This window comes from Brevundimonas sp., from assembly GCF_031082345.1.
Classification (GTDB): Bacteria; Pseudomonadota; Alphaproteobacteria; order Caulobacterales; family Caulobacteraceae; genus Brevundimonas.
Window position 1 is genome coordinate 1 of the sequence record NZ_JAVHLH010000029.1, and the last position, 17,654, is coordinate 17,654.

Here is a 17,654-nt window from a genome sequence, read left to right on the forward strand (position 1 = left end):
CGGCCAGGGCCGCCTCGATCCGGGTCTCCAGCGTCCAGTCGGCCGCGGCGAGATCGTCCTCCGTCGCCTCGCCCGCCAACACCCGCCGCACCACGGCCATGGCCGGACCCGCCCCGAGCAGGTCGAGAACCGTCTCGCCGGGCCGGGGGTCCCGCCTCTGCTCCAGCCAGCCGACCTTGCCGGCGCGTGCGACGGCGCCCTCTGCGGGTTCGACGAGGCCCGTCACCAGGCGCAGCAGCGTGGTCTTGCCGACGCCATTGCGGCCGACAAGGCCCGTGCGCTCGCGCCCGAAGGCGAGGCTCAGGTCAGAAAATAGGGTGTGGCCGTCAGGCGTGCGGGCCGCGACGCGATCGAGCGTCACGGATGCGGATGCGGACGGGCTTGGGGCGAGGCTGGGTGAGGACATGGACAAACGCGAGCAGCGAGGCGGAAAGGGCGAAACCAATTCCCAGTGCGCTGATCATGTTCGTCGGGCCTCCAGTGAACTCACTCGAAGCCTCAGGATGCGGGCGGCGGCGCGGTCGTGCAAGTGATTTTCCGCCGCACCCCCTCGGAACGCCCGCCCTCCGGGACATGCCGGAATGGCGAAAGCCGGCCCGGACGCCTAGATTCGGTCGATGCATCCCCCGTCCGAAACCGAGACTCCGACCCGCCGACGCGAGGCGATCGTCGAGCAGATCCGCGCCGAGACCGGCATCGACGAAGCCATGATCGGCCGTCTCGTCGACGGCTTCTACGACCGCGTTCGCGCCGATCCGCTGATCGGTCCGGTGTTCAACGACCGCATCCGCGACTGGGGCCCCCACCTGGAGCAGATGCGGCTGTTCTGGTCGTCCGTGGCGCTGATGAGCGGCGCCTACCACGGCCGGCCGATGCCGAAACACCTGCCCCTGCCGGTCGATGCGCGCCATTTCGACCGCTGGCTGGCGCTGTTCGAGGCGACCGCCCGCGACCTGTGCCCGCCGGTGGCCGCCGACCATTTCATCGAGCGCGCCCGCCGCATCGCCGAGAGCCTGGAACTGGGCATCGCCGGAGCCAACGGCGTGCTGCTGGGCAAGGGCGAACGCTATCTGCGTGCCACCGCCCCCGACCCGGACCAGGCCGTGTCCGGGCCGGTGTGACCTACTCGGGCGCGCCGCCGAAGGCGCCGGGGACCATGACCTGCCCCAGGGCCATGGCGTCGCGCAGATTCATCATCTTGACGCCATTCATCAGGATGTCGCCGCCCGCCACCCCTGATGGACAACGCCCCAGATAGCGTCCGACCTCCGTCGTGGTCGTCGTCTCGCCACCCGCGGGGGACACCGTGACCATGGTCACCTTGTGCGAATAGCGCCGGTTGAAATCGCCCTCGATCTCGCCCGACACGGTCAAGGAGGAGTTCATCGGCAACGGGCATCGCGTCCCGTAGGTCCAGCGCCCCCGGCCTTCCCGGCTGACAGTCGACCGGGCCGGGCAGAACGGTGCGTGGAGTTGCGTTCCGTAGACATTGACCTCCGACTGAATGGCGAGATCCATGCAGACCTGGGACTTGAGAGTCCCGGTGTCGTCGGTCCGGGACACCTCCCAGAGGCCGGGCCGCAGCACGGGCAGGGCCACCGCGCCGGTGGACGCCACCGCGTCGTTGCTGACCATCGGCTCGCCCTCATCGCCCCCTTCCCGCTCGCCCGCCTTCGTCCCTCCGCCCGCGCCCGGACGACGCAGGATCAGCTTGTCCTCTTCTTCCTCCGACGCAGCCGGGTCCTGGGCGGCGCCGAAATACTGTCCGCCCGCCCAGGCCGATCCGCCGATGATGACGAGGCCGACCACGCCGATCGCGACTTTCTTGATCATGGAAACCTCCATCCGTCCCTAAAGCTTGACCAGTTCAACCCGGCGGTTCTTCGCCCGGCCGGCCTCGGCGTCATTGTCGGCGACGGGCCGGTCAGGCCCGAACCCGCGCGGCTCCAGCCGGTTCACGGCGATGCCGGCTCCGGTCAGGGCCGCAACCACGGATCGGGCGCGGGCCTCCGAAAGAGCCCGATTGTGCGCGGCCGACCCCGTGTTGTCGGTATGTCCCTCGACCCCCAGCCGCAGGTTCTCCTGGTCGCGCAGCAGGGCCAGCACGGCATCAATCTGCCCGCGCGATTCCGGCAGGATGTCGGCCTTGTCGACGGCGAAATTGACCTGGATCGCCACCCGTCCGTCCGCCTCCAGTTCGCGGCGCAGCTGATCGGCCGGCAGCAGGCCGGCGGTGACAACCAGCGGAGCCGTTTCGGCCACGGTCAGGCCCGCCGAGGAATTGCCGGCGTCAAAATGCACCCAGATGGTCTTGTCCGCCCGCCGGATGACGTAGGTCGCGACCTCGTTGTTGTAGATGTCGCCTGTGCCCGCGGTGGTGTCGCTGATCGTCTGGTCGCCGAGCGCGTTGATGGCCTCGGTGGTCACGGGAGCCTGCGAAATCTTGATCCCGCCGGCGCGATTGATCACGGCCTCAATGTTCCGCTGCAGTTCGAGGCGGGAGAATTGCTGGTCGTCCTCGGGCTCGATCATGGACATGTAGACCTTGCCCTCGACAGCCCGAAAGGCCCCCTTCACCCAGAAGGGGAATGAGAAGAAATCGTGCGTCACCTCTCCGGTGCTGACATAGCCGTCGGGCAGGGAGAAGTAGGGAAAGGCCCCGAGCGGCGCGGCCGAGACGGGCACGGTCGACAGGTCGAAGGCGCCGGCGACCGACGCTTCGTTCCCGGCAGTCGCGGCGCCGGTCGTCACGCTTTCAGTCGGACGATCAGCCGGCCCGCTGTCCTCGGCCCCACATCCCCCCAGGGCCCCCAAGGCCAAAAGGCCGGCCGCAATCCCAACGCTTCGCCGCATACGCCTCCCCCAAGCTTTGCCATATGCTAGCCAAATCGGTTCGACGAACGCAAATCCACCCAGATGTTCCCTCAATGTTCTTGCTGAATCCGGCGAATTGGTCCCCATATAGCGCTGTCGCGCCGGACCCTCCCCGGCCCTTCCGCGTTCCCGGACTCCCCAGCCTTCAGGCCCCATGACCGAAAAGCACAATTTCATCCGCGTGCGCGGCGCCCGCGAGCACAATCTCAAGGGCGTCGACGTCGACATCCCGCGCGAGCAGCTGGTGGTGATGACCGGCCTGTCCGGGTCGGGCAAAAGCTCGCTCGCCTTCGACACCATCTACGCCGAGGGCCAGCGCCGCTATGTCGAGAGCCTGAGCGCCTACGCCCGCCAGTTCCTCGAGCTGATGGGCAAGCCGGACGTGGACCTGATCGAGGGCCTGTCGCCGGCCATCTCGATCGAGCAGAAGACGACCTCGAAGAACCCGCGATCGACGGTCGGCACGGTGACCGAGATCCACGACTATATGCGTCTGCTGTGGGCGCGGGTCGGCGTGCCCTATTCGCCGGCCACCGGGCTGCCGATCGAGAGCCAGACCATCTCGATGATGGTCGACAAGCTGAACGCCCTGCCCGAGGGCGAGCGTCTGCTGCTGCTGGCCCCGGTCGTGCGCGGCCGCAAGGGCGAATACCGCAAGGAGATCGCCGAGTGGCAGCGGTCCGGCTTCCAGCGGCTGAAGATCGACGGCCAGTTCTACGCCATCGAGGACGCCCCGACGCTCGACAAGAAGTTCAAGCACGACATCGACATCGTCGTGGACCGGATCGTCACCAAGGCTGGACTGGAGGGCCGCTACGCCGACAGCCTGCAGACTGCGCTGGGGCTGGCGGACGGCATCGCCGTGGCCGAATGGGCCAATACCCCGGAGGGCGAGGACCCGCGCCGCCTGACCTTCTCCGAAAAATTCGCCTGCCCGGTCTCGGGCTTCACCATCAGCGAGATCGAGCCGAGGCTGTTCTCGTTCAACAATCCGTTCGGCGCCTGCCCGACCTGCGACGGGCTCGGGGTCAAGCTGGCCTTCGACGCCGATCTGGTGGTGCCAGACCGTGACAAGACCCTGCACAAGGGCGCCATCGCCCCGTGGTCGCGCGGCCCCTCGCCGCTCTACACCCAGACCCTGCAGTCGCTGAGCCGTCACTACGGCTTCTCGATGGACAAGCCCTGGCGCGACCTGCCGGAAAAGGCGCAGGCCGTGATCCTGCGCGGCTCGGGCGGGGAGAAGATCAAATTCACCTACGACGACAACGCCCGCACCTATGAGACCACCAAGGCCTTCGAAGGGGTCTTGCCGAATCTCGAGCGGCGCTGGCGCGAGACGGATTCCTCATGGGTGCGCGAGGAACTGGGCCGGTTCCAGTCGGAGACGCCGTGCGAGGCCTGCGGCGGCAAACGCCTCAAACCCGAGGCTCTCGCGGTCAAGATCGCCGGCGAGGACATCGCGGAGGTGTCGTGGCGCTCGATCAAACACGCCCACGAATGGTTCACGGCGCTCGGCGACAAGCTGACCGACAAGCAGATGGAGATCGGCCGCCGGGTGCTGAAGGAGATCACCGACCGGCTGCGCTTCCTCAACAATGTCGGGCTCGACTATCTCAGCCTGTCGCGCGCCTCGGGCACCCTGTCCGGCGGCGAGAGCCAGCGCATTCGCCTCGCCTCCCAGATCGGTTCGGGCCTGACCGGCGTGCTCTACGTCCTCGACGAGCCCTCGATCGGCCTGCACCAGCGCGACAACTCGCGGCTGCTGGAAAGCCTGCGCGGGCTGCGCGACCTCGGCAATTCCGTCCTCGTCGTCGAGCATGACGAGGAGGCGATCCTGACCGCCGACTATGTCATCGACATGGGTCCGGCCGCCGGCATCCACGGCGGCGAGGTCTGCGCCCAGGGCACCCCGGCCGAGGTCATGGCCAATCCCCAATCCCTGACCGCCAAATATCTGACCGGCGAGCGCGAGATCGAACTGCCCGCCGAGGGCCGCCGACCCGTCGACCGCAAGAAGATGCTGAGGATCAGCGGCGCCACGGGCAACAATCTGAAAAACGTCACCGGCGAGATCCCCGCCGGCCTTTTCACCTGCGTCACCGGCGTGTCGGGCGGCGGCAAGTCGACCTTCACCATCGAGACCCTCTACAAGGCCGCCGCCCGCCGGCTGCACAACGCCTCGGACGCCCCGGCGCCCTTCGACCGGATCGAGGGGCTGGAGATGTTCGACAAGGTCATCGACATCGACCAGTCGCCCATCGGCCGCACCCCGCGCTCGAACCCGGCCACCTACACCGGCGCCTTCGGTCCGATCCGCGACTGGTACGCCGGCCTGCCCGAGTCCAAGGCCCGCGGCTACGGCCCCGGCCGGTTCTCGTTCAACGTCAAGGGCGGGCGCTGCGAGGCCTGCCAAGGCGACGGCCTGATCAAGATCGAGATGCATTTCCTGCCCGACGTGTACGTCACCTGCGACGTCTGCAAGGGCAAGCGCTACAACCGCGAGACGCTGGAAATCGTCTTCAAGGGCAAGAGCATATCCGACGTTCTGGACATGACGGTTGAAGAGGCGGGCAGCTTCTTCAAGGCCGTGCCCTCGATCCGCGACAAGATGCTGACCCTGAACCGGGTCGGGCTCGGCTACGTCAAGGTCGGGCAGTCGGCGACCACCCTGTCCGGCGGCGAGGCGCAGCGGGTCAAACTGTCGAAGGAGCTGTCGAAACGCGCCACCGGCAAGACCCTCTACATCCTCGACGAGCCCACCACGGGCCTGCATTTCGAGGACACGCGCAAGCTGCTGGAGGTGCTTCAGGAGCTGGTCGAGAACGGCAACACCATCGTGGTGATCGAGCACAATCTCGACGTCATCAAGGTGGCCGACTGGCTGCTGGACTTCGGCCCCGAGGGCGGCGACGGCGGCGGCGAGATCGTCGCGGTCGGCACCCCCGAACAGGTGGCCGCCAACCCGAAGAGCTGGACCGGCAAATACCTGAAGGAAATCCTCGACCGCCACGAGACCCGCCGCAAGGCGCGCGTGGCGGCGCTGAGGAAGAGCGCCTGAGGGGTCAGACCTCGACCGGGGCCGCCTCCACGCCGTGGTCCCGGGTGCGGCCGCGCACGATCAGGACGACGGTTCCGACTAGCAGCACCGCCGTGGTGACGAAGCTGGCTTCCGGCCCGAAGTCGCCGCCCGTCAGCCACCAGGCCGCTCCCGCCGCGCCGGTCAGGTCGGTGATCAGGGGCGTGGTCTCGATCACCGTTCCTGAGACCTCCAGTCCGAAGCCGAGGCCCAGCAGCCAGTTCCAGGCCGCGTGCCAGCCGCACACGCCCCACAGCGAGCCCTCGCGCACGGCGTAGAGGCTGATGAACAGGCCGAACAGCACGATGTTGGCCAAGCCGACATACAGCTCCTTCGACGGCTCGATATTGCCGGCGTGGGCGAGGGCGAACAGGGCCGAGTTGCCGATCACGGCGAGCCACAGTCCGTGCCGCGAAGCGATCAGCTGCATCAGCCATCCGCGGAACAGCAGTTCCTCCGACGAGCCCTGGATGATGAAGCCCAGCATCAGGACGCCGATGGGCAGCAAGGCCGCGCCGGCCGCGGCGGAGCCGAACGCGCCGGCGCCCTCGACCACATAGCCGCCGGCGATCCAGATCACGCCGACCACGGTCAGCAGGAAGGCCAGGCCGATCAGGTAGCCGCGGACGAACCGCATCGGTCCCCTGGCGTTCAGGCCCAGGGCGGCCGGCCCGCGTCGCTCGAACAGCCAGACCCAGAGCAGGACCAGAACCGAGCCGAGGCCGAACGCCGCCGCCAGCTCATAGGCCAGTTGCGGCCAGCCCTCGGCGTCGCCGCCGAGGGTCACGAAGCCCATGGCCATCGCCGGCAGCAGGGCGCCCAGCTGCCCGCCGATCATGAAGACTGCGCCCAGCACGATGGCCGCGAGCGTCCAGGTTCGGCGATGGCGCCGCTTTCGCTCGGCGTAGAGTTCGACGCCCGTCATGCGGCGCTCCTTGTTGCGGCCCGGCCGACCGGGATCGGTCGATGCCTGAGGCCGCGGTCGCGCCGGATGGATGCGCCGGCTCGCGGATTTCAGGGGCGGGGCGTCACGCCCTGCCCGCGGTGACGGCGCCGGTCGCCTCAGGCTGTCGGCGTCTCGGCGCCCAGTCCCTTGAGGTCGCGATAGGCGGCGGCGAAGGGCGCATACATCACCCCGACCGTCAGGGCGTAGACGACCGCCTCGGCGAAGGCGCTGGCGATGATCCAGGGGTTGGTCACGTCGAGCGCCGCGGCCACGATCTCGGGATCGCTGTTTGAACCGAAGGTCCAGGACTCGGCCCCGGCCATCATGCCGAGCGGCAGGGTCACCACCCAGGACAGCATGCTGATGACCAGCACCATGACGAAGGCGATCACGGCCATGCCGAACAGGGACCAGAAACGGCCCCGGGTCACGGCGAAGGAATCGAAGAAGGCGAAGCGGTTCTCGGCCACCGTGATCGGCACCGCCAGGCTCAGGCGCACATAAAGCCAGATGATCACCCCGACGCCGGCGAAACCGCCCAGAACCATAAACAGCCACATCCAGTCCGCGCCCGTCGCGCCGGCGATGCCGGCGAGGATGACGACCAGTGCGACCAGGACCATCCAGGCGACAAAGGCCAGAATGCCCAGCACGAAGGTGACGACGAAGACCCGGACCTCGTCCATGCCCAGGTGCAGATAGCCGAAGCCTCCCGCGCGCGGATTCAGCACCGCCCGCGCGACCGCCGCCATCAGCATGGCGGTCACGATGAGCGACACAGGCAGCAGCCACGCCAGGCTCAGCATCACTTCGCCGAAGCCCTGAAACGCCGACATGACCTGTTCAGGCGTCGCCGACGGGGACTGCGATTCGAGCGCCTCCATGCGCTCGCCCCACGCCGTGATCGGACCGATCGCCCTCGACATCGCGAACAGGCTGGCCAGGCTCACGACGGCGTACAGCAGGGTCCAGGCGACCAGCGCCATCGGATTGCGTCTGACGAGACGGAACCCCTCGAACGCCGCATCACTGCCTGAAAACGCCATCGTCCCCTCCTTCTTGACCCGGTCCGAGCCTAGTCGGCGATCGGAGTCGTGTCAGCGGAATTCGCGGATTCCGCCGCCGGCTCGGCCTCCGCCGCCAGGTCCCGCACCGCCCTGGCGAACGGGGCCGTCGACAGCAATTGGAAGAAGCCGTGGATCCAGGCGATCGGCAGCAGCAGCATGAGCCCCAGCCCGATGAGGAGGTACGGCCGCTCCGGCAGACCCTCAAGCCAGGTCAGCATCGCCTCCGGATTGGCCATCACAAGGCCGCCGCCCACGAGCATCACCACCACGCCGATCACCATGGCCAGGGCGATTCCGACCACGATCGCGATCAGGAACATCAGGATCAACACGCCGACGAGACGCCACGTCTGTCCCCGGCCCAGCTTCCAGCCCTCAACGAAGGCGAAGGTGTCGTAGCGGAGGCTGGCGGGCGCGAGCAGGGCGAGCCGTCCCCACAGGGCGAGGAAGCCGACCGCCAGCGCGACGCCCATGCCCACATAGATCAGGGTCCGCCACGGATCGGGCGTTCCCGAGAGGGCCAGACCGATCGCGACCGCCAGCAACACCGCCGCGACCATCGCGATCATCATGCCGATGAAGATCGTCACGGCCACCACGGCGACGTACAGCTCGTGCATGCCGATGCGCAGGAAGGCGGCCCCGTCGCCGCGCCGACCCGAGAAGACAGCGCGGAAGATGGCGGTGGTCACAAACAGGGCGGCGAACAGCTGCAGCAGATTGGCCAGTTGGGACCAGAGATGGAACTGCACGGCCGTGGCGAAATCGCCGTCGAACGGCGCGGCGCTGGCCCCCGGTTCGAAGGCCCCCGAGGCCGCCATTTCCTGCAGCAGGGGGATCAGGCTGGCGAACGCCAGAACGCTCGGAGCCAGCAAAACGAGGCCCCAGATGATCGTGGCCATGGGTCGCCGTCCCGCCTGACGAAACGGCTCCGCGATCGCTTCGGTGATCGAAAATCTCTTCATGGCGCGCCCTCCCCGGCGACGTCACCTTAACCACAGCAACGCTTGCGACCCAAGCCGGATCGATTTCGGAGGCTGACGCGGCCGCCGGACGTGGCTAGAAGGCCGCCATGAACACCCCTGAAATCAAGCCCGTCCACATCATCGGCGGCGGCCTCGCCGGCTCCGAAGCCGCCTGGCAGATCGCCAACGCCGGCGTGCCCGTCATCTTGCACGAGATGCGCGGCGTCCCGGGCGTGAAGACCGACGCCCACCACACCGACGGCCTGGCCGAACTGGTCTGCTCGAACTCGTTCCGCTCGGACGATTGGGAGTACAACGCCGTCGGCCTGCTGCACGCCGAGATGCGGGCGCTGGACTCGATCATCATGGCTTGCGGCGACGCCAACCAGGTGCCGGCCGGCGGGGCGCTGGCCGTCGACCGCGAAGGCTTTTCGCAGGCGGTGACGGCGAAGCTGGAGGCGCATCCGCTGGTCACCGTCGTGCGCGAGGAGATCGCCGGCCTGCCGCCGGAGGACTGGGACAATGTCATCGTCGCCACCGGCCCGCTGACCTCGCCGGCCTTGGCCGAGGCCATCCTGAAGACGACCGGCGAGGAGAGCCTGAGCTTCTTCGACGCCATCGCCCCGATCGTCCACGCCGACTCGATCGATTTCGACATCGCCTGGCGGCAGTCGCGCTACGATAAGGAGGGCCCGGGCGGGGACGCCGCCGCCTACGTCAACTGCCCGATGGACAAGGCCCAGTACGAGGCCTTCATCGACGCCCTGCTGGCCGGGCCCAAGGCCGAGTTCAAGGAGTGGGAGAACGTCCCCTATTTCGACGGCTGCCTGCCCATCGAGGTGATGGCCGAACGGGGGCGCGAGACCCTGCGCCACGGGCCGATGAAGCCGGTCGGCCTGACCAATCCGCGCGACCCGCAGGTCAAGGCCCACGCCATCGTCCAGCTGCGGCAGGACAATGCGCTGGGCACGCTGTTCAACATGGTCGGCTTCCAGACCAAGCTGAAGCACGGGGCCCAGGCCGAGGTGTTCCGCATGATCCCGGGTCTGCACGAGGCGCAGTTCGCGCGGCTGGGCGGACTCCACCGCAACACCTTCCTCAATTCGCCCAAGCTGCTGGACCGGCAGCTGCGGCTGAAGGCCATGCCGCGGCTGCGCTTCGCCGGGCAGGTCACGGGAGTCGAGGGCTATGTCGAGAGCGCCGCCATGGGGCTGCTGACCGGCCGGCTGGCGGCGGCCCAGGCGCTGGGCCGCGACCTCGCCCCACCGCCGCCCGAGACGGCCATGGGGGCGCTGGTCGAACACATCACCGGCGGCCATCTTGAGGGCTCGAAATTCCAGCCGATGAACATCAATTACGGCCTGCTGCCGCCGCTGGAGGCCCCGAAGGTCGACGCCGAGGGGCGCAAGATTCCGCCCAAGGATCGCGGGCGGGCAAAGAAGCGGCTGATGAGCCTGCGGGCCATCGAGGCGCTGAAGGGCTGGCGAGACGCGGGATGAGCCTGTTCGAACCGGCCAGGGCCCGGATCCGCCAGCGGATCACCGACGTCTTCAATGACGCCGACAAGGGCGAACGGCCGGTGCTGCGACGGGCCGACGCGCTGTTTGCGCCGGACTCCGTGGCGTGGAAGGTCAATGGCGACGTGGTCACCATGATGATCGGCGGGGTCTCGGGTTTGCTGCTGCAGATGCTGCATCCGGCCGTCCTGGCGGGCGTGTGGGATCATTCGGACTTCCGCGCCGACATGCACGGGCGGTTGCGGCGGACAGCGAAATTCATCGCCACGACGACCTATGACCATGCCGAGGCGGGGCGGGCGGCGATCGACCGGGTCAACCGGATTCACCGCAAGCTGGGCGGCGAACTGCCGGACGGGACGCCCTATCGGGTCAGCGACCCCGCGCTGCTGGCCTGGGTGCATGTGACCGAGACGATCAGCTTCCTCGACGCCTGGATCCGCTATGCCGAGCCGGCGATGCCGCGGGCGGAGCAGGACGCCTATTTCGCCGAGATGGCGCGGGTCGGCCAGGCGCTGCACGCTGACCCCCTGCCCCGCACCCGGGCCGAGGCGGAAGCGCTGATCCAGAGTTTCCGGCCCGGGCTGCGGGCCGACGCCCGGACGCATGAGGTGGCGGCCATGGTCATGCGCCAGACCGTCGGTATGCCGGCCGTCGATCTAGCCGCCGGGGTGATCATGCAGGCCGGAATGGACCTGCTGCCGGACTGGGCCCGGGACATGCACCGGCAGCCCCGAGCCCTGCCGACGCCGCTGGTGCGCGGCGGGGCGCTGTCGACGGCGCGGCTGCTGCGCTGGGCCTTCGACGGCTCGCCGAACCGGCGGGTCTATCCGAAGGACGTGACCGCCTTCTCGCGCTAGCCGCCGCGGCCGCCGTGCTTGGCGTATTCCAGCCGGGCGATGGTGCGGTTGTGGACCTCGTCGGGGCCGTCGGCGATGCGCAGGGTGCGGACCATGGCGTACATCTCGGCCAGGGGCGTGTCGGCCGAGACGCCGGCGCCGCCGAAGGCCTGGATGGCGTCGTCGATGATCTGCAGCGCCATGCGCGGGGCCGCGACCTTGATCTGGGCGATCTCGGACTTGGCGTTCTTGGCCCCGCCGTTGTCCATCATCCAGGCGGCCTTCAGCACCAGCAGGCGGCACATCTCGATCTGGGTGCGGGCCTCGCCGATGCGCTGCTCCCAGACCGAGTGCTCAGCCAGCGTCTTGCGGAAGGCGGTGCGGCTGAGCAGGCGGGCGGTCATCAGTTCCAGCGCCCGCTCGGCCATGCCGATGACGCGCATGCAGTGGTGGATGCGGCCCGGTCCGAGGCGGCCCTGGGCGATCTCGAAGCCGCGCCCCTCGCCGGCGATCAGGTTTTCGACCGGGACGCGGACGTTCTCCAGCACCACCTCGGCGTGGCCGATCGGGCGCTCGTCATAGCCGAAGACGGAGAGCATGCGCTCGACCCGGAAACCGGGCGTATCGACGGGGACGATGATCTGCGACTGCTGGGTGTGGACCGAGGCGTCGGGGTCGGTCTTGCCCATGACGATGGTCACCGCGACGTTCGGGTGGCCCATGTTGGTCGACCACCATTTGCGGCCGTTGATGACATAGTGGTCGCCGTCGCGCTCGATCCGGGTCTGGATGTTGGTGGCGTCGGACGAGGCCACCTCGGGCTCGGTCATCAGGAAGGCCGAACGGATCTCGCCGGCCATCAGGGGCTTGAGCCAGCGGGCCTGCTGCTCGGCGTTCCCGTACATATGGAGCACTTCCATATTGCCGGTGTCGGGGGCGTTGCAGTTGAAGACCTCGGCCGACCACAGGTGGCGGCCCATCAGCTCGGCCAGCGGGGCGTATTCGAGATTGGTCAAGCCCGCGCCGTGGTCGCTGGGCAGGAACATGTTCCACAGGCCGGCCTCGCGGGCCTGGGCCTTCATCTCCTCCATGGCCGGAGGCTGGCGGGTGTGGTCCTCGCGAACCTGGGCCCAGTATTCCGCCGACCGCGGCACGACCTTGTCGTCCATGAAGCGGCGCACCCGCTCCTGCCAGTGCAGGGCCTTGTCGCTGGGGCGGAAGTCCATGGCGGGATCCTTCTCGGAAAGACAAACGGCGCGGCATCCTTGGGACACCGCGCCGTCGAGGTCGTTGTTTCAGGTCAAGCTCAGCGCTTCAGCAGCGGGGCCAGCTTCTGGGCGATCATCATGTCGCCGGCGATCTTCAGCTTGCCCTGCATGAAGGCCATCATCGGATCCAGTTGCCCGTTCGACAGGGCCATGAAGTCGTCCCAGGTCATGGAGACGGTGGCGTCGGCCGGCTTGTCCTCATTGGTCACGGTGTTCGGGACCGAAGCGCCGTCGATGTAGATCTTGCCGCTGTCGCCCAGGTCGATCTTCACGGTCTTGCCCAGACCGGAATTGTCGCCGACGGCGCCGCGGATGTGTTCGGTGACTTGGGCCAGATCGGCCATGGTGCGTCTCCTGACGAGGTTGAGCCTCCGACCTAGACCCGGCGGACGCGCGTGCCAAGATCACGCGGGGTCAAGTTCCTGTTCCGGCCGTGCGAACGCTCCGTCGACAGGGCCTCCGGGGGCGCTGGGAAGACGTGCGGAACGCCGCCCGCGCGCGTCAGTCTCTCCAGTCTGTGTAGGGCCGCGGGCCGGGTGGCGGCGGGGCTGGCGCATGCCGAGGCGCCGCATCGGGCGTTTCGTAGCGCGGCGGTGGCCCCCGATCGTCTTCGTCCGCAAGGGCGCGATCGTCCTGCCGCCGGAGCGCGTCGACGGCTTCGTCGCGGCCGCGATCATAAGCGTAGCGATCGTCTTCGACGCGCTCCCGACGACGGCGTTCATAGGCGTATCGATCGTCGTCAGCGCGTTCCCGGCGGAAGCGTTCAGCGGCGTAGCGTTCGCGAGCGTGGCGTTCGCCGGCGTCACGCTCCATCGCTTCCAGGCGCGCCCGGCGGGCCGCCCGCTCGGCCTGGAAATCCCGACGGGGCGCGTCGAAGCCGAACCAGCGCTGGACGGCGCGCACGGGCGAGGACCGCTCGGGATCCGGTCGTGAGTCATATGTCCGCACCTCCGCCACGCGGCGCGATTCAGGGGGAGACGGAGCATAGCCCTCATCAAAACCGTTCCAGCTGTCGTCCGGGGACCAGGCCACGTCGGTCAGCGGCGGGAGCGACGGCGGCACGCCCTGAAAGCCGTCGACCAATTCGCCGACATCCATCACCGAGCCCGCGACGATCTCCGGTTCGACCGGGTGCACGACCTCGATCCGCAGCCGGTCGCTGTCGCTGATCGGGCGCGGGCCGGGCAGATCAATCGCCCTCAGTCCGGCGAGGCCGAACGCGGCCGCGGCGACCGCTGACAGGGCGACGAGGTGGCCGCCGCGCACGCGGGACGCGGCCCGGCGGAAGGCCGGGACGAGACGGTCGAGGTACGGTTTGATCGGAGACATGGCGGGGCGCCTGACGGGAACTCCCCTCTTCAATCCGCGGGCGGCGGTCCGGTTTCAGAACGCGGGTCGCCCATGTTGCGAATGAGAGTGCGATTGACTCGCAACTACGGTCGTGCTGCAAGGCGCCTCCCTCCCCGCTCTCCTGTGGACCCCGCCGTGACTCACAACCTCCTCGCCTCCGCCTCCCTCGTCAGCCTGCTAATCGCCCTGCCCGCCATGGCGCAGGACGCTGAGCCCGCAGCGCTGGAGGAGGTCGTCGTCACCGCGGCCCGCACACAGCTGCCGCGGTCGGCCATGCCCAGCACAGTGGAGGTCATCGGCGAGGCCGAGATCGCCCAGCAGACGGCGCTCGGCTCCTCGGCCGTGGAGACGGTGGCGACCCTGATCCCGTCCTTCTCGCCCACCCGCCAGAAGCTGTCCGGCGCGGGCGAGACCCTGCGCGGCCGCTCGCCGCTATTCCTCGTCGACGGCGTGCCGCAGTCGACGCCGCTGCGCGACGACAGCCGCGACGGCTTCACCATCGATCCATTCTTCATCGACCGGGTCGAGGTCATCTTCGGCTCCAACGCCATCCAGGGCGTCGGCGCCACCGGCGGCGTGGTCAACTATGTCACCGCCGCCCCGCCGGCCGAGGGCGCCGGCCCGTCCGGCCGGGTCCAGGCCGCGACCACCTTCGACGACGGCGAGTTCGGCGACAGCGTCGGCGGCAAGCTGGCCGGAATCATCGGCCAGGACTTCGGCCGCTTCGACCTCACCGTCGGCGCGGCGTACGAGGCGCGGGGCGCCTATTACGACGGCGGCGGGCGTCGCATCGGCGTCGACGGAACCCAGGGCGAGTTGCAGGACAGCCTCAGTTGGTCCCTGTTCACCAAGGCCGGGTTCGACCTGACCCCGGACCGCCGGCTCGAGCTGATGATCAATCACTTCGAACTCGAGGGCGACGGCGACTATGTCATGCTGCCGGGCGACCGCGACATCGGCCTGCCGACCACCTCGGTGCGCGGCGTGGCGCCCGGCGTCCAGCCGTCGAACGACGTCAGCTCGGCCGCCCTCAGCTACACTGACGCCGACGTCCTCGGCGGCACGCTGCGCGCCCAGCTGTTCGCCCACGACTATGCCGGCGTGTTCGGCGGCGGGACCTTCGGGACCTTCCAGGACCCGGCCATCGCCCCGATCGGGACCCTGTACGACCAGTCGGCCAACAACTCCGAGAAGCTCGGCTTCAAGCTGGACTGGCAGGGCGACATCGCCCCCCTGCCCGGCCTCAGCGCCCTGGTCGGCGTCGACGCCCTGCGCGACACCACCTGGCAGGGGCTGATTCTGACCGGCCGCGACTGGGTGCCGGAGACGCGCTATGAAAGCCTCGCCCCGTTCGTCCAGCTGAACCAGCGCCTGTTCGACGGTAGGCTGAACCTGTCCGGCGGGCTGCGCTACGAGACCGTCACCCTGATCGTCGACGATTTCGAGACGCTGTGGTCCTACAACGGCGGCCAACAGGTCGACGGCGGCGAGCCCGGCTTCGAGGAACTGCTGTCCAACGTCGGCGCGACCTTCGAGGTCGTCCCGGGGCTGAAGGCCTACGGCTCCTTCGCGCAGGGCTTCAGCATGGCCGACGTCGGCCGGGTGCTGCGCGGCATCGACGACCCTGGCCAGGACGTGGACACCTTCCTCGATATCTCGCCGGTCATCACCGACAATTACGAGATCGGGCTGGAGTACCGTCGGGGCGGTTTCGACGCCTCGATCGCGGCCTTCCGGTCCGAGACCGACAAGGGCGCCCGGCTGGTGCTGGTCAACGGCGTCTTCGAGGTCGCGCGTGAGGCCACCGAGATCGAGGGCGTCGAGGTCAGCGCCCGCTACGCCGTCAGCGACACGGTGCGGCTCGGCGGCGCTTACGCCAGCCTCGAGGGTCGCAGCGACACCGACGACGACGGCGCGGTCGACGAGGATCTGGACGGGGCCAATATCTCGCCGGACCGGCTGATCCTGTGGGCCGAGACCGACCTGACCGAGGCCCTGTCCCTGCGACTGCAGGCGGGGCGATATTTCGAGCGGTCGTTCGACGGCCAGCCGGCCGCGAATGACTTCGAGGGCTACGACCTGGTCGACGCCGTCGCCGTGTGGCGGGCCGGTTTCGGCGACGTCAGCCTGGGGGTCCAGAACCTGCTGGACGAGGACTATATCTCATACAACTCCGACACCACGCGGCCCACCGACGACAAGAGCTATTTCGCGGGTCGCGGACGGACGGTGACGCTCGGCGTGACGCGCCGGTTCTGATGATCGGGGTTCTGCGCACCATCCACGCCTGGGCCGGAGCGATCCTGTCGCTCCTGCTCATCGTGCTCGGGCTGACCGGCTCGCTGCTGGTGTTCGAGAACGACTGGATCGCGCTGAAACACCCCGAGGCGCGGGCCGGCTTCGCCGCCGATCCGGCCGTGCTCGGCGCCGCCGCGGAACGTCTGGAGGCCGAGCATCCGGACATGCGCACCGTCGATTTCGGCGGTCCGCAGCTGGGGGCGCACAAGCTGTATCTGGCGGAGGAGGATTTCGGCCTCGCCGCCGCCGATGGCGCCACGCTCGACCGCTGGACCGGCCCGGCCCGGGTCGAGGCCTTCGTCTTCGACCTGCATCATCATCTGCTGGCCGGCGAAACCGGCGAGCTGGTCGGCGGGGTGGCGGCAGTGGCGGCGGTGCTGCTGGTCCTGACCGGGCTGGTGGTCTGGGCCCCGGCCTGGCGCGCCACCCGCTGGCGGGTGTGGCCGAGATCGGGGCGGCGCGGCGAGCTGGTCTCCAGCCACAGGAACCTCGGCCTGATCACCGCCGCGCCCGTGCTGATCTTCTGCCTGACCGGGGCCGGCATGGTGTTCCACGATCAGGCCCGGGCGCTGCTGGCGCCCAACGCGCCCGAGCCGCCGCCGCCGCCCGTGGTCGGGAGCGGCGACATCGACTGGTCCGCCGCCCTCGCCGCGGCCCAGGCCCGCTTTCCCGACGCGACCCTGCGCATGGCCAGCTGGCCCTCGGCGCCCGGCAAGCCGGCCTCGATCCGGCTCAAACAGCCCGGCGAATGGCATCCCAACGGCCGCACCACGGTGCTGATCGACCCGGCCACGAGCGGCGTCGCGCGGACCAGCGACGCCCAGACCCTGACTCCGGGCGAGCGCGCCCTGCACGCCATCTATCCGCTGCACGCCGGCTCGGTCGGCGGCTGGCTGTATGAAGGGGTAACGGTGCTGACGGGTCTCGCGCTGGCGGCCCTGGGCGGCGTCGGCCTCTGGGCCTTCCTGAAGCAACGGCTGGGCCGGACGCGCCGGCGGCCGGTCAGGCCGGCCGCGCCTCCCCGGCCATGAGGTCTGCGAAGATCGCCATGGCCCCCGCCATGGTCTGCTGACGCTCGGGCGGCAGGACGGACCAGCGCGCCAGGACCTCGGCCCCCATCAGGCCCGGCGCGTCCTTAAGCGCCGCGAGCCCGGCGTCGGTCAGCCGGGCGTGGACCACCCGGCGGTCGGTTCCGGAGCGATAACGGACGATCAGGCCCTTGGCCTCGAGCCGGTCCAGCACGGCGACCACCGTCGGCGAGGACATCGACACGTCGCGGGAGATGGCGCTGGTGCTGACCTCGCCGAGGGCGCGGATCGACTGCAGCACCAGCAGCTGGGGCAGGGTCAGGCCCGTCAGGCGCGAGATTTCGCGCGACCGGACGTCGATGGCCTGGGCGATGCGGCGGACCGAACGGACCAGGGAGGCGGTCGGATCGGCCGCGGGCGGAACGG

General features: G+C 69.1%; 16 protein-coding genes. 6 read left to right on the top strand and 10 right to left on the bottom strand.

Features of this window, described 5'->3' with window-relative positions; all coding sequences use genetic code 11:
- Positions 1-361, bottom strand: a 361-nt coding sequence (locus tag RDU12_RS03370) for an ATP-binding cassette domain-containing protein (protein ID WP_308684098.1), incomplete at its 3' end; no start/stop codon positions are given.
- A gap of 256 nt (positions 362-617) precedes the next feature.
- Between RDU12_RS03370 and RDU12_RS03375 the strand changes: the two genes are divergently transcribed.
- Complete coding sequence (locus tag RDU12_RS03375) at positions 618-1,121, top strand: group III truncated hemoglobin (protein WP_300289516.1); 504 nt, start codon at positions 618-620, stop codon at positions 1,119-1,121.
- 1 nt (position 1,122) lies between these two features.
- Here the strand turns inward: RDU12_RS03375 and RDU12_RS03380 are convergent, their stop codons facing one another.
- On the bottom strand, positions 1,123-1,833 hold the full coding sequence (locus tag RDU12_RS03380; RefSeq protein ID WP_300289515.1) for a DUF3617 family protein: 711 nt from the start codon (positions 1,831-1,833) through the stop codon (positions 1,123-1,125).
- Between the two features lie 18 nt (positions 1,834-1,851).
- The gene (locus RDU12_RS03385) at positions 1,852-2,751 is read right to left on the bottom strand and encodes an OmpA family protein (protein ID WP_300289514.1); all 900 of its coding nucleotides are present in this window, start codon (positions 2,749-2,751) and stop codon (positions 1,852-1,854) included.
- 277 nt (positions 2,752-3,028) lie between these two features.
- Here RDU12_RS03385 and uvrA point away from each other — a divergent pair, with 277 nt between their 5' ends.
- Entirely contained in the window at positions 3,029-5,932 is a 2,904-nt protein-coding gene (gene uvrA, locus RDU12_RS03390; protein ID WP_300289512.1) for an excinuclease ABC subunit UvrA, read from the top strand.
- Positions 5,933-5,936: 4 nt separating this feature from the next.
- On the opposite strand, the gene RDU12_RS03395 is transcribed toward uvrA, so the two are convergent.
- The 3 genes from RDU12_RS03395 to RDU12_RS03405 form a co-directional block, all read right to left on the bottom strand.
- Positions 5,937-6,875, bottom strand: coding sequence for a CPBP family intramembrane glutamic endopeptidase (locus tag RDU12_RS03395; protein ID WP_300289511.1), 939 nt, complete (start codon positions 6,873-6,875; stop codon positions 5,937-5,939).
- Between the two features lie 137 nt (positions 6,876-7,012).
- Complete coding sequence (locus RDU12_RS03400; RefSeq protein ID WP_300289510.1) at positions 7,013-7,942, bottom strand: hypothetical protein; 930 nt, start codon at positions 7,940-7,942, stop codon at positions 7,013-7,015.
- A gap of 29 nt (positions 7,943-7,971) precedes the next feature.
- A complete protein-coding gene (locus RDU12_RS03405; RefSeq protein ID WP_308684099.1) occupies positions 7,972-8,865 on the bottom strand; it encodes a hypothetical protein in 894 nt (297 codons plus the stop codon).
- Between the two features lie 170 nt (positions 8,866-9,035).
- Between RDU12_RS03405 and trmFO the strand changes: the two genes are divergently transcribed.
- Both trmFO and RDU12_RS03415 read left to right on the top strand, forming a co-directional pair.
- Positions 9,036-10,427, top strand: a complete 1,392-nt coding sequence (trmFO, locus tag RDU12_RS03410) for a methylenetetrahydrofolate--tRNA-(uracil(54)-C(5))-methyltransferase (FADH(2)-oxidizing) TrmFO (RefSeq protein WP_308684100.1) — start codon at positions 9,036-9,038, stop codon at positions 10,425-10,427.
- A complete protein-coding gene (locus RDU12_RS03415; protein ID WP_300290553.1) occupies positions 10,424-11,305 on the top strand; it encodes an oxygenase MpaB family protein in 882 nt (293 codons plus the stop codon). Before trmFO ends, RDU12_RS03415 begins: the two co-directional genes overlap by 4 nt.
- Here the strand turns inward: RDU12_RS03415 and RDU12_RS03420 are convergent.
- The 3 genes from RDU12_RS03420 to RDU12_RS03430 form a co-directional block, all read right to left on the bottom strand.
- The gene (locus RDU12_RS03420; protein ID WP_300290555.1) at positions 11,302-12,510 is read right to left on the bottom strand and encodes an acyl-CoA dehydrogenase family protein; all 1,209 of its coding nucleotides are present in this window, start codon (positions 12,508-12,510) and stop codon (positions 11,302-11,304) included. The two genes, RDU12_RS03415 and RDU12_RS03420, sit on opposite strands and share 4 nt — an antisense overlap.
- An 80-nt stretch (positions 12,511-12,590) precedes the next feature.
- A complete protein-coding gene (locus tag RDU12_RS03425; RefSeq protein WP_300290557.1) occupies positions 12,591-12,896 on the bottom strand; it encodes an SCP2 sterol-binding domain-containing protein in 306 nt (101 codons plus the stop codon).
- Positions 12,897-13,053: 157 nt separating this feature from the next.
- Positions 13,054-13,881: a hypothetical protein gene (locus tag RDU12_RS03430; RefSeq protein WP_300290559.1), complete on the bottom strand. Its 828-nt coding sequence runs from the start codon at positions 13,879-13,881 to the stop codon at positions 13,054-13,056.
- Positions 13,882-14,037: 156 nt separating this feature from the next.
- Between RDU12_RS03430 and RDU12_RS03435 the strand changes: the two genes are divergently transcribed.
- Both RDU12_RS03435 and RDU12_RS03440 read left to right on the top strand, forming a co-directional pair.
- Positions 14,038-16,161, top strand: coding sequence for a TonB-dependent receptor (locus RDU12_RS03435; RefSeq protein ID WP_300290561.1), 2,124 nt, complete (start codon positions 14,038-14,040; stop codon positions 16,159-16,161).
- A complete protein-coding gene (locus RDU12_RS03440; protein ID WP_308684101.1) occupies positions 16,161-17,231 on the top strand; it encodes a PepSY domain-containing protein in 1,071 nt (356 codons plus the stop codon). The genes RDU12_RS03435 and RDU12_RS03440 overlap by 1 nt, the downstream gene beginning before the upstream one ends.
- Here RDU12_RS03440 and RDU12_RS03445 read toward each other — a convergent pair.
- Positions 17,203-17,654 (bottom strand): MarR family transcriptional regulator (locus RDU12_RS03445; protein ID WP_308684102.1); only part of this gene is annotated, 452 nt, incomplete at its 5' end. The genes RDU12_RS03440 and RDU12_RS03445 overlap by 29 nt on opposite strands.

Excerpts from the sequence above, each read along its gene's own strand:
- RDU12_RS03375 (WP_300289516.1), top strand. The coding sequence starts at position 618 with ATGCATCCCCCGTCCGAAACCGAGACTCCGACCCGCCGACGCGAGGCG.
- RDU12_RS03380 (WP_300289515.1), bottom strand. The coding sequence starts at position 1,833 with ATGATCAAGAAAGTCGCGATCGGCGTGGTCGGCCTCGTCATCATCGGC.
- uvrA (WP_300289512.1), top strand. The coding sequence starts at position 3,029 with ATGACCGAAAAGCACAATTTCATCCGCGTGCGCGGCGCCCGCGAGCAC.
- RDU12_RS03395 (WP_300289511.1), bottom strand. The coding sequence starts at position 6,875 with ATGACGGGCGTCGAACTCTACGCCGAGCGAAAGCGGCGCCATCGCCGA.
- RDU12_RS03400 (WP_300289510.1), bottom strand. The coding sequence starts at position 7,942 with ATGGCGTTTTCAGGCAGTGATGCGGCGTTCGAGGGGTTCCGTCTCGTC.
- RDU12_RS03405 (WP_308684099.1), bottom strand. The coding sequence starts at position 8,865 with ATGGCCACGATCATCTGGGGCCTCGTTTTGCTGGCTCCGAGCGTTCTG.
- trmFO (WP_308684100.1), top strand. The coding sequence starts at position 9,036 with ATGAACACCCCTGAAATCAAGCCCGTCCACATCATCGGCGGCGGCCTC.
- RDU12_RS03415 (WP_300290553.1), top strand. The coding sequence starts at position 10,424 with ATGAGCCTGTTCGAACCGGCCAGGGCCCGGATCCGCCAGCGGATCACC.
- RDU12_RS03420 (WP_300290555.1), bottom strand. The coding sequence starts at position 12,510 with ATGGACTTCCGCCCCAGCGACAAGGCCCTGCACTGGCAGGAGCGGGTG.
- RDU12_RS03425 (WP_300290557.1), bottom strand. The coding sequence starts at position 12,896 with ATGGCCGATCTGGCCCAAGTCACCGAACACATCCGCGGCGCCGTCGGC.
- RDU12_RS03430 (WP_300290559.1), bottom strand. The coding sequence starts at position 13,881 with ATGTCTCCGATCAAACCGTACCTCGACCGTCTCGTCCCGGCCTTCCGC.
- RDU12_RS03440 (WP_308684101.1), top strand. The coding sequence starts at position 16,161 with ATGATCGGGGTTCTGCGCACCATCCACGCCTGGGCCGGAGCGATCCTG.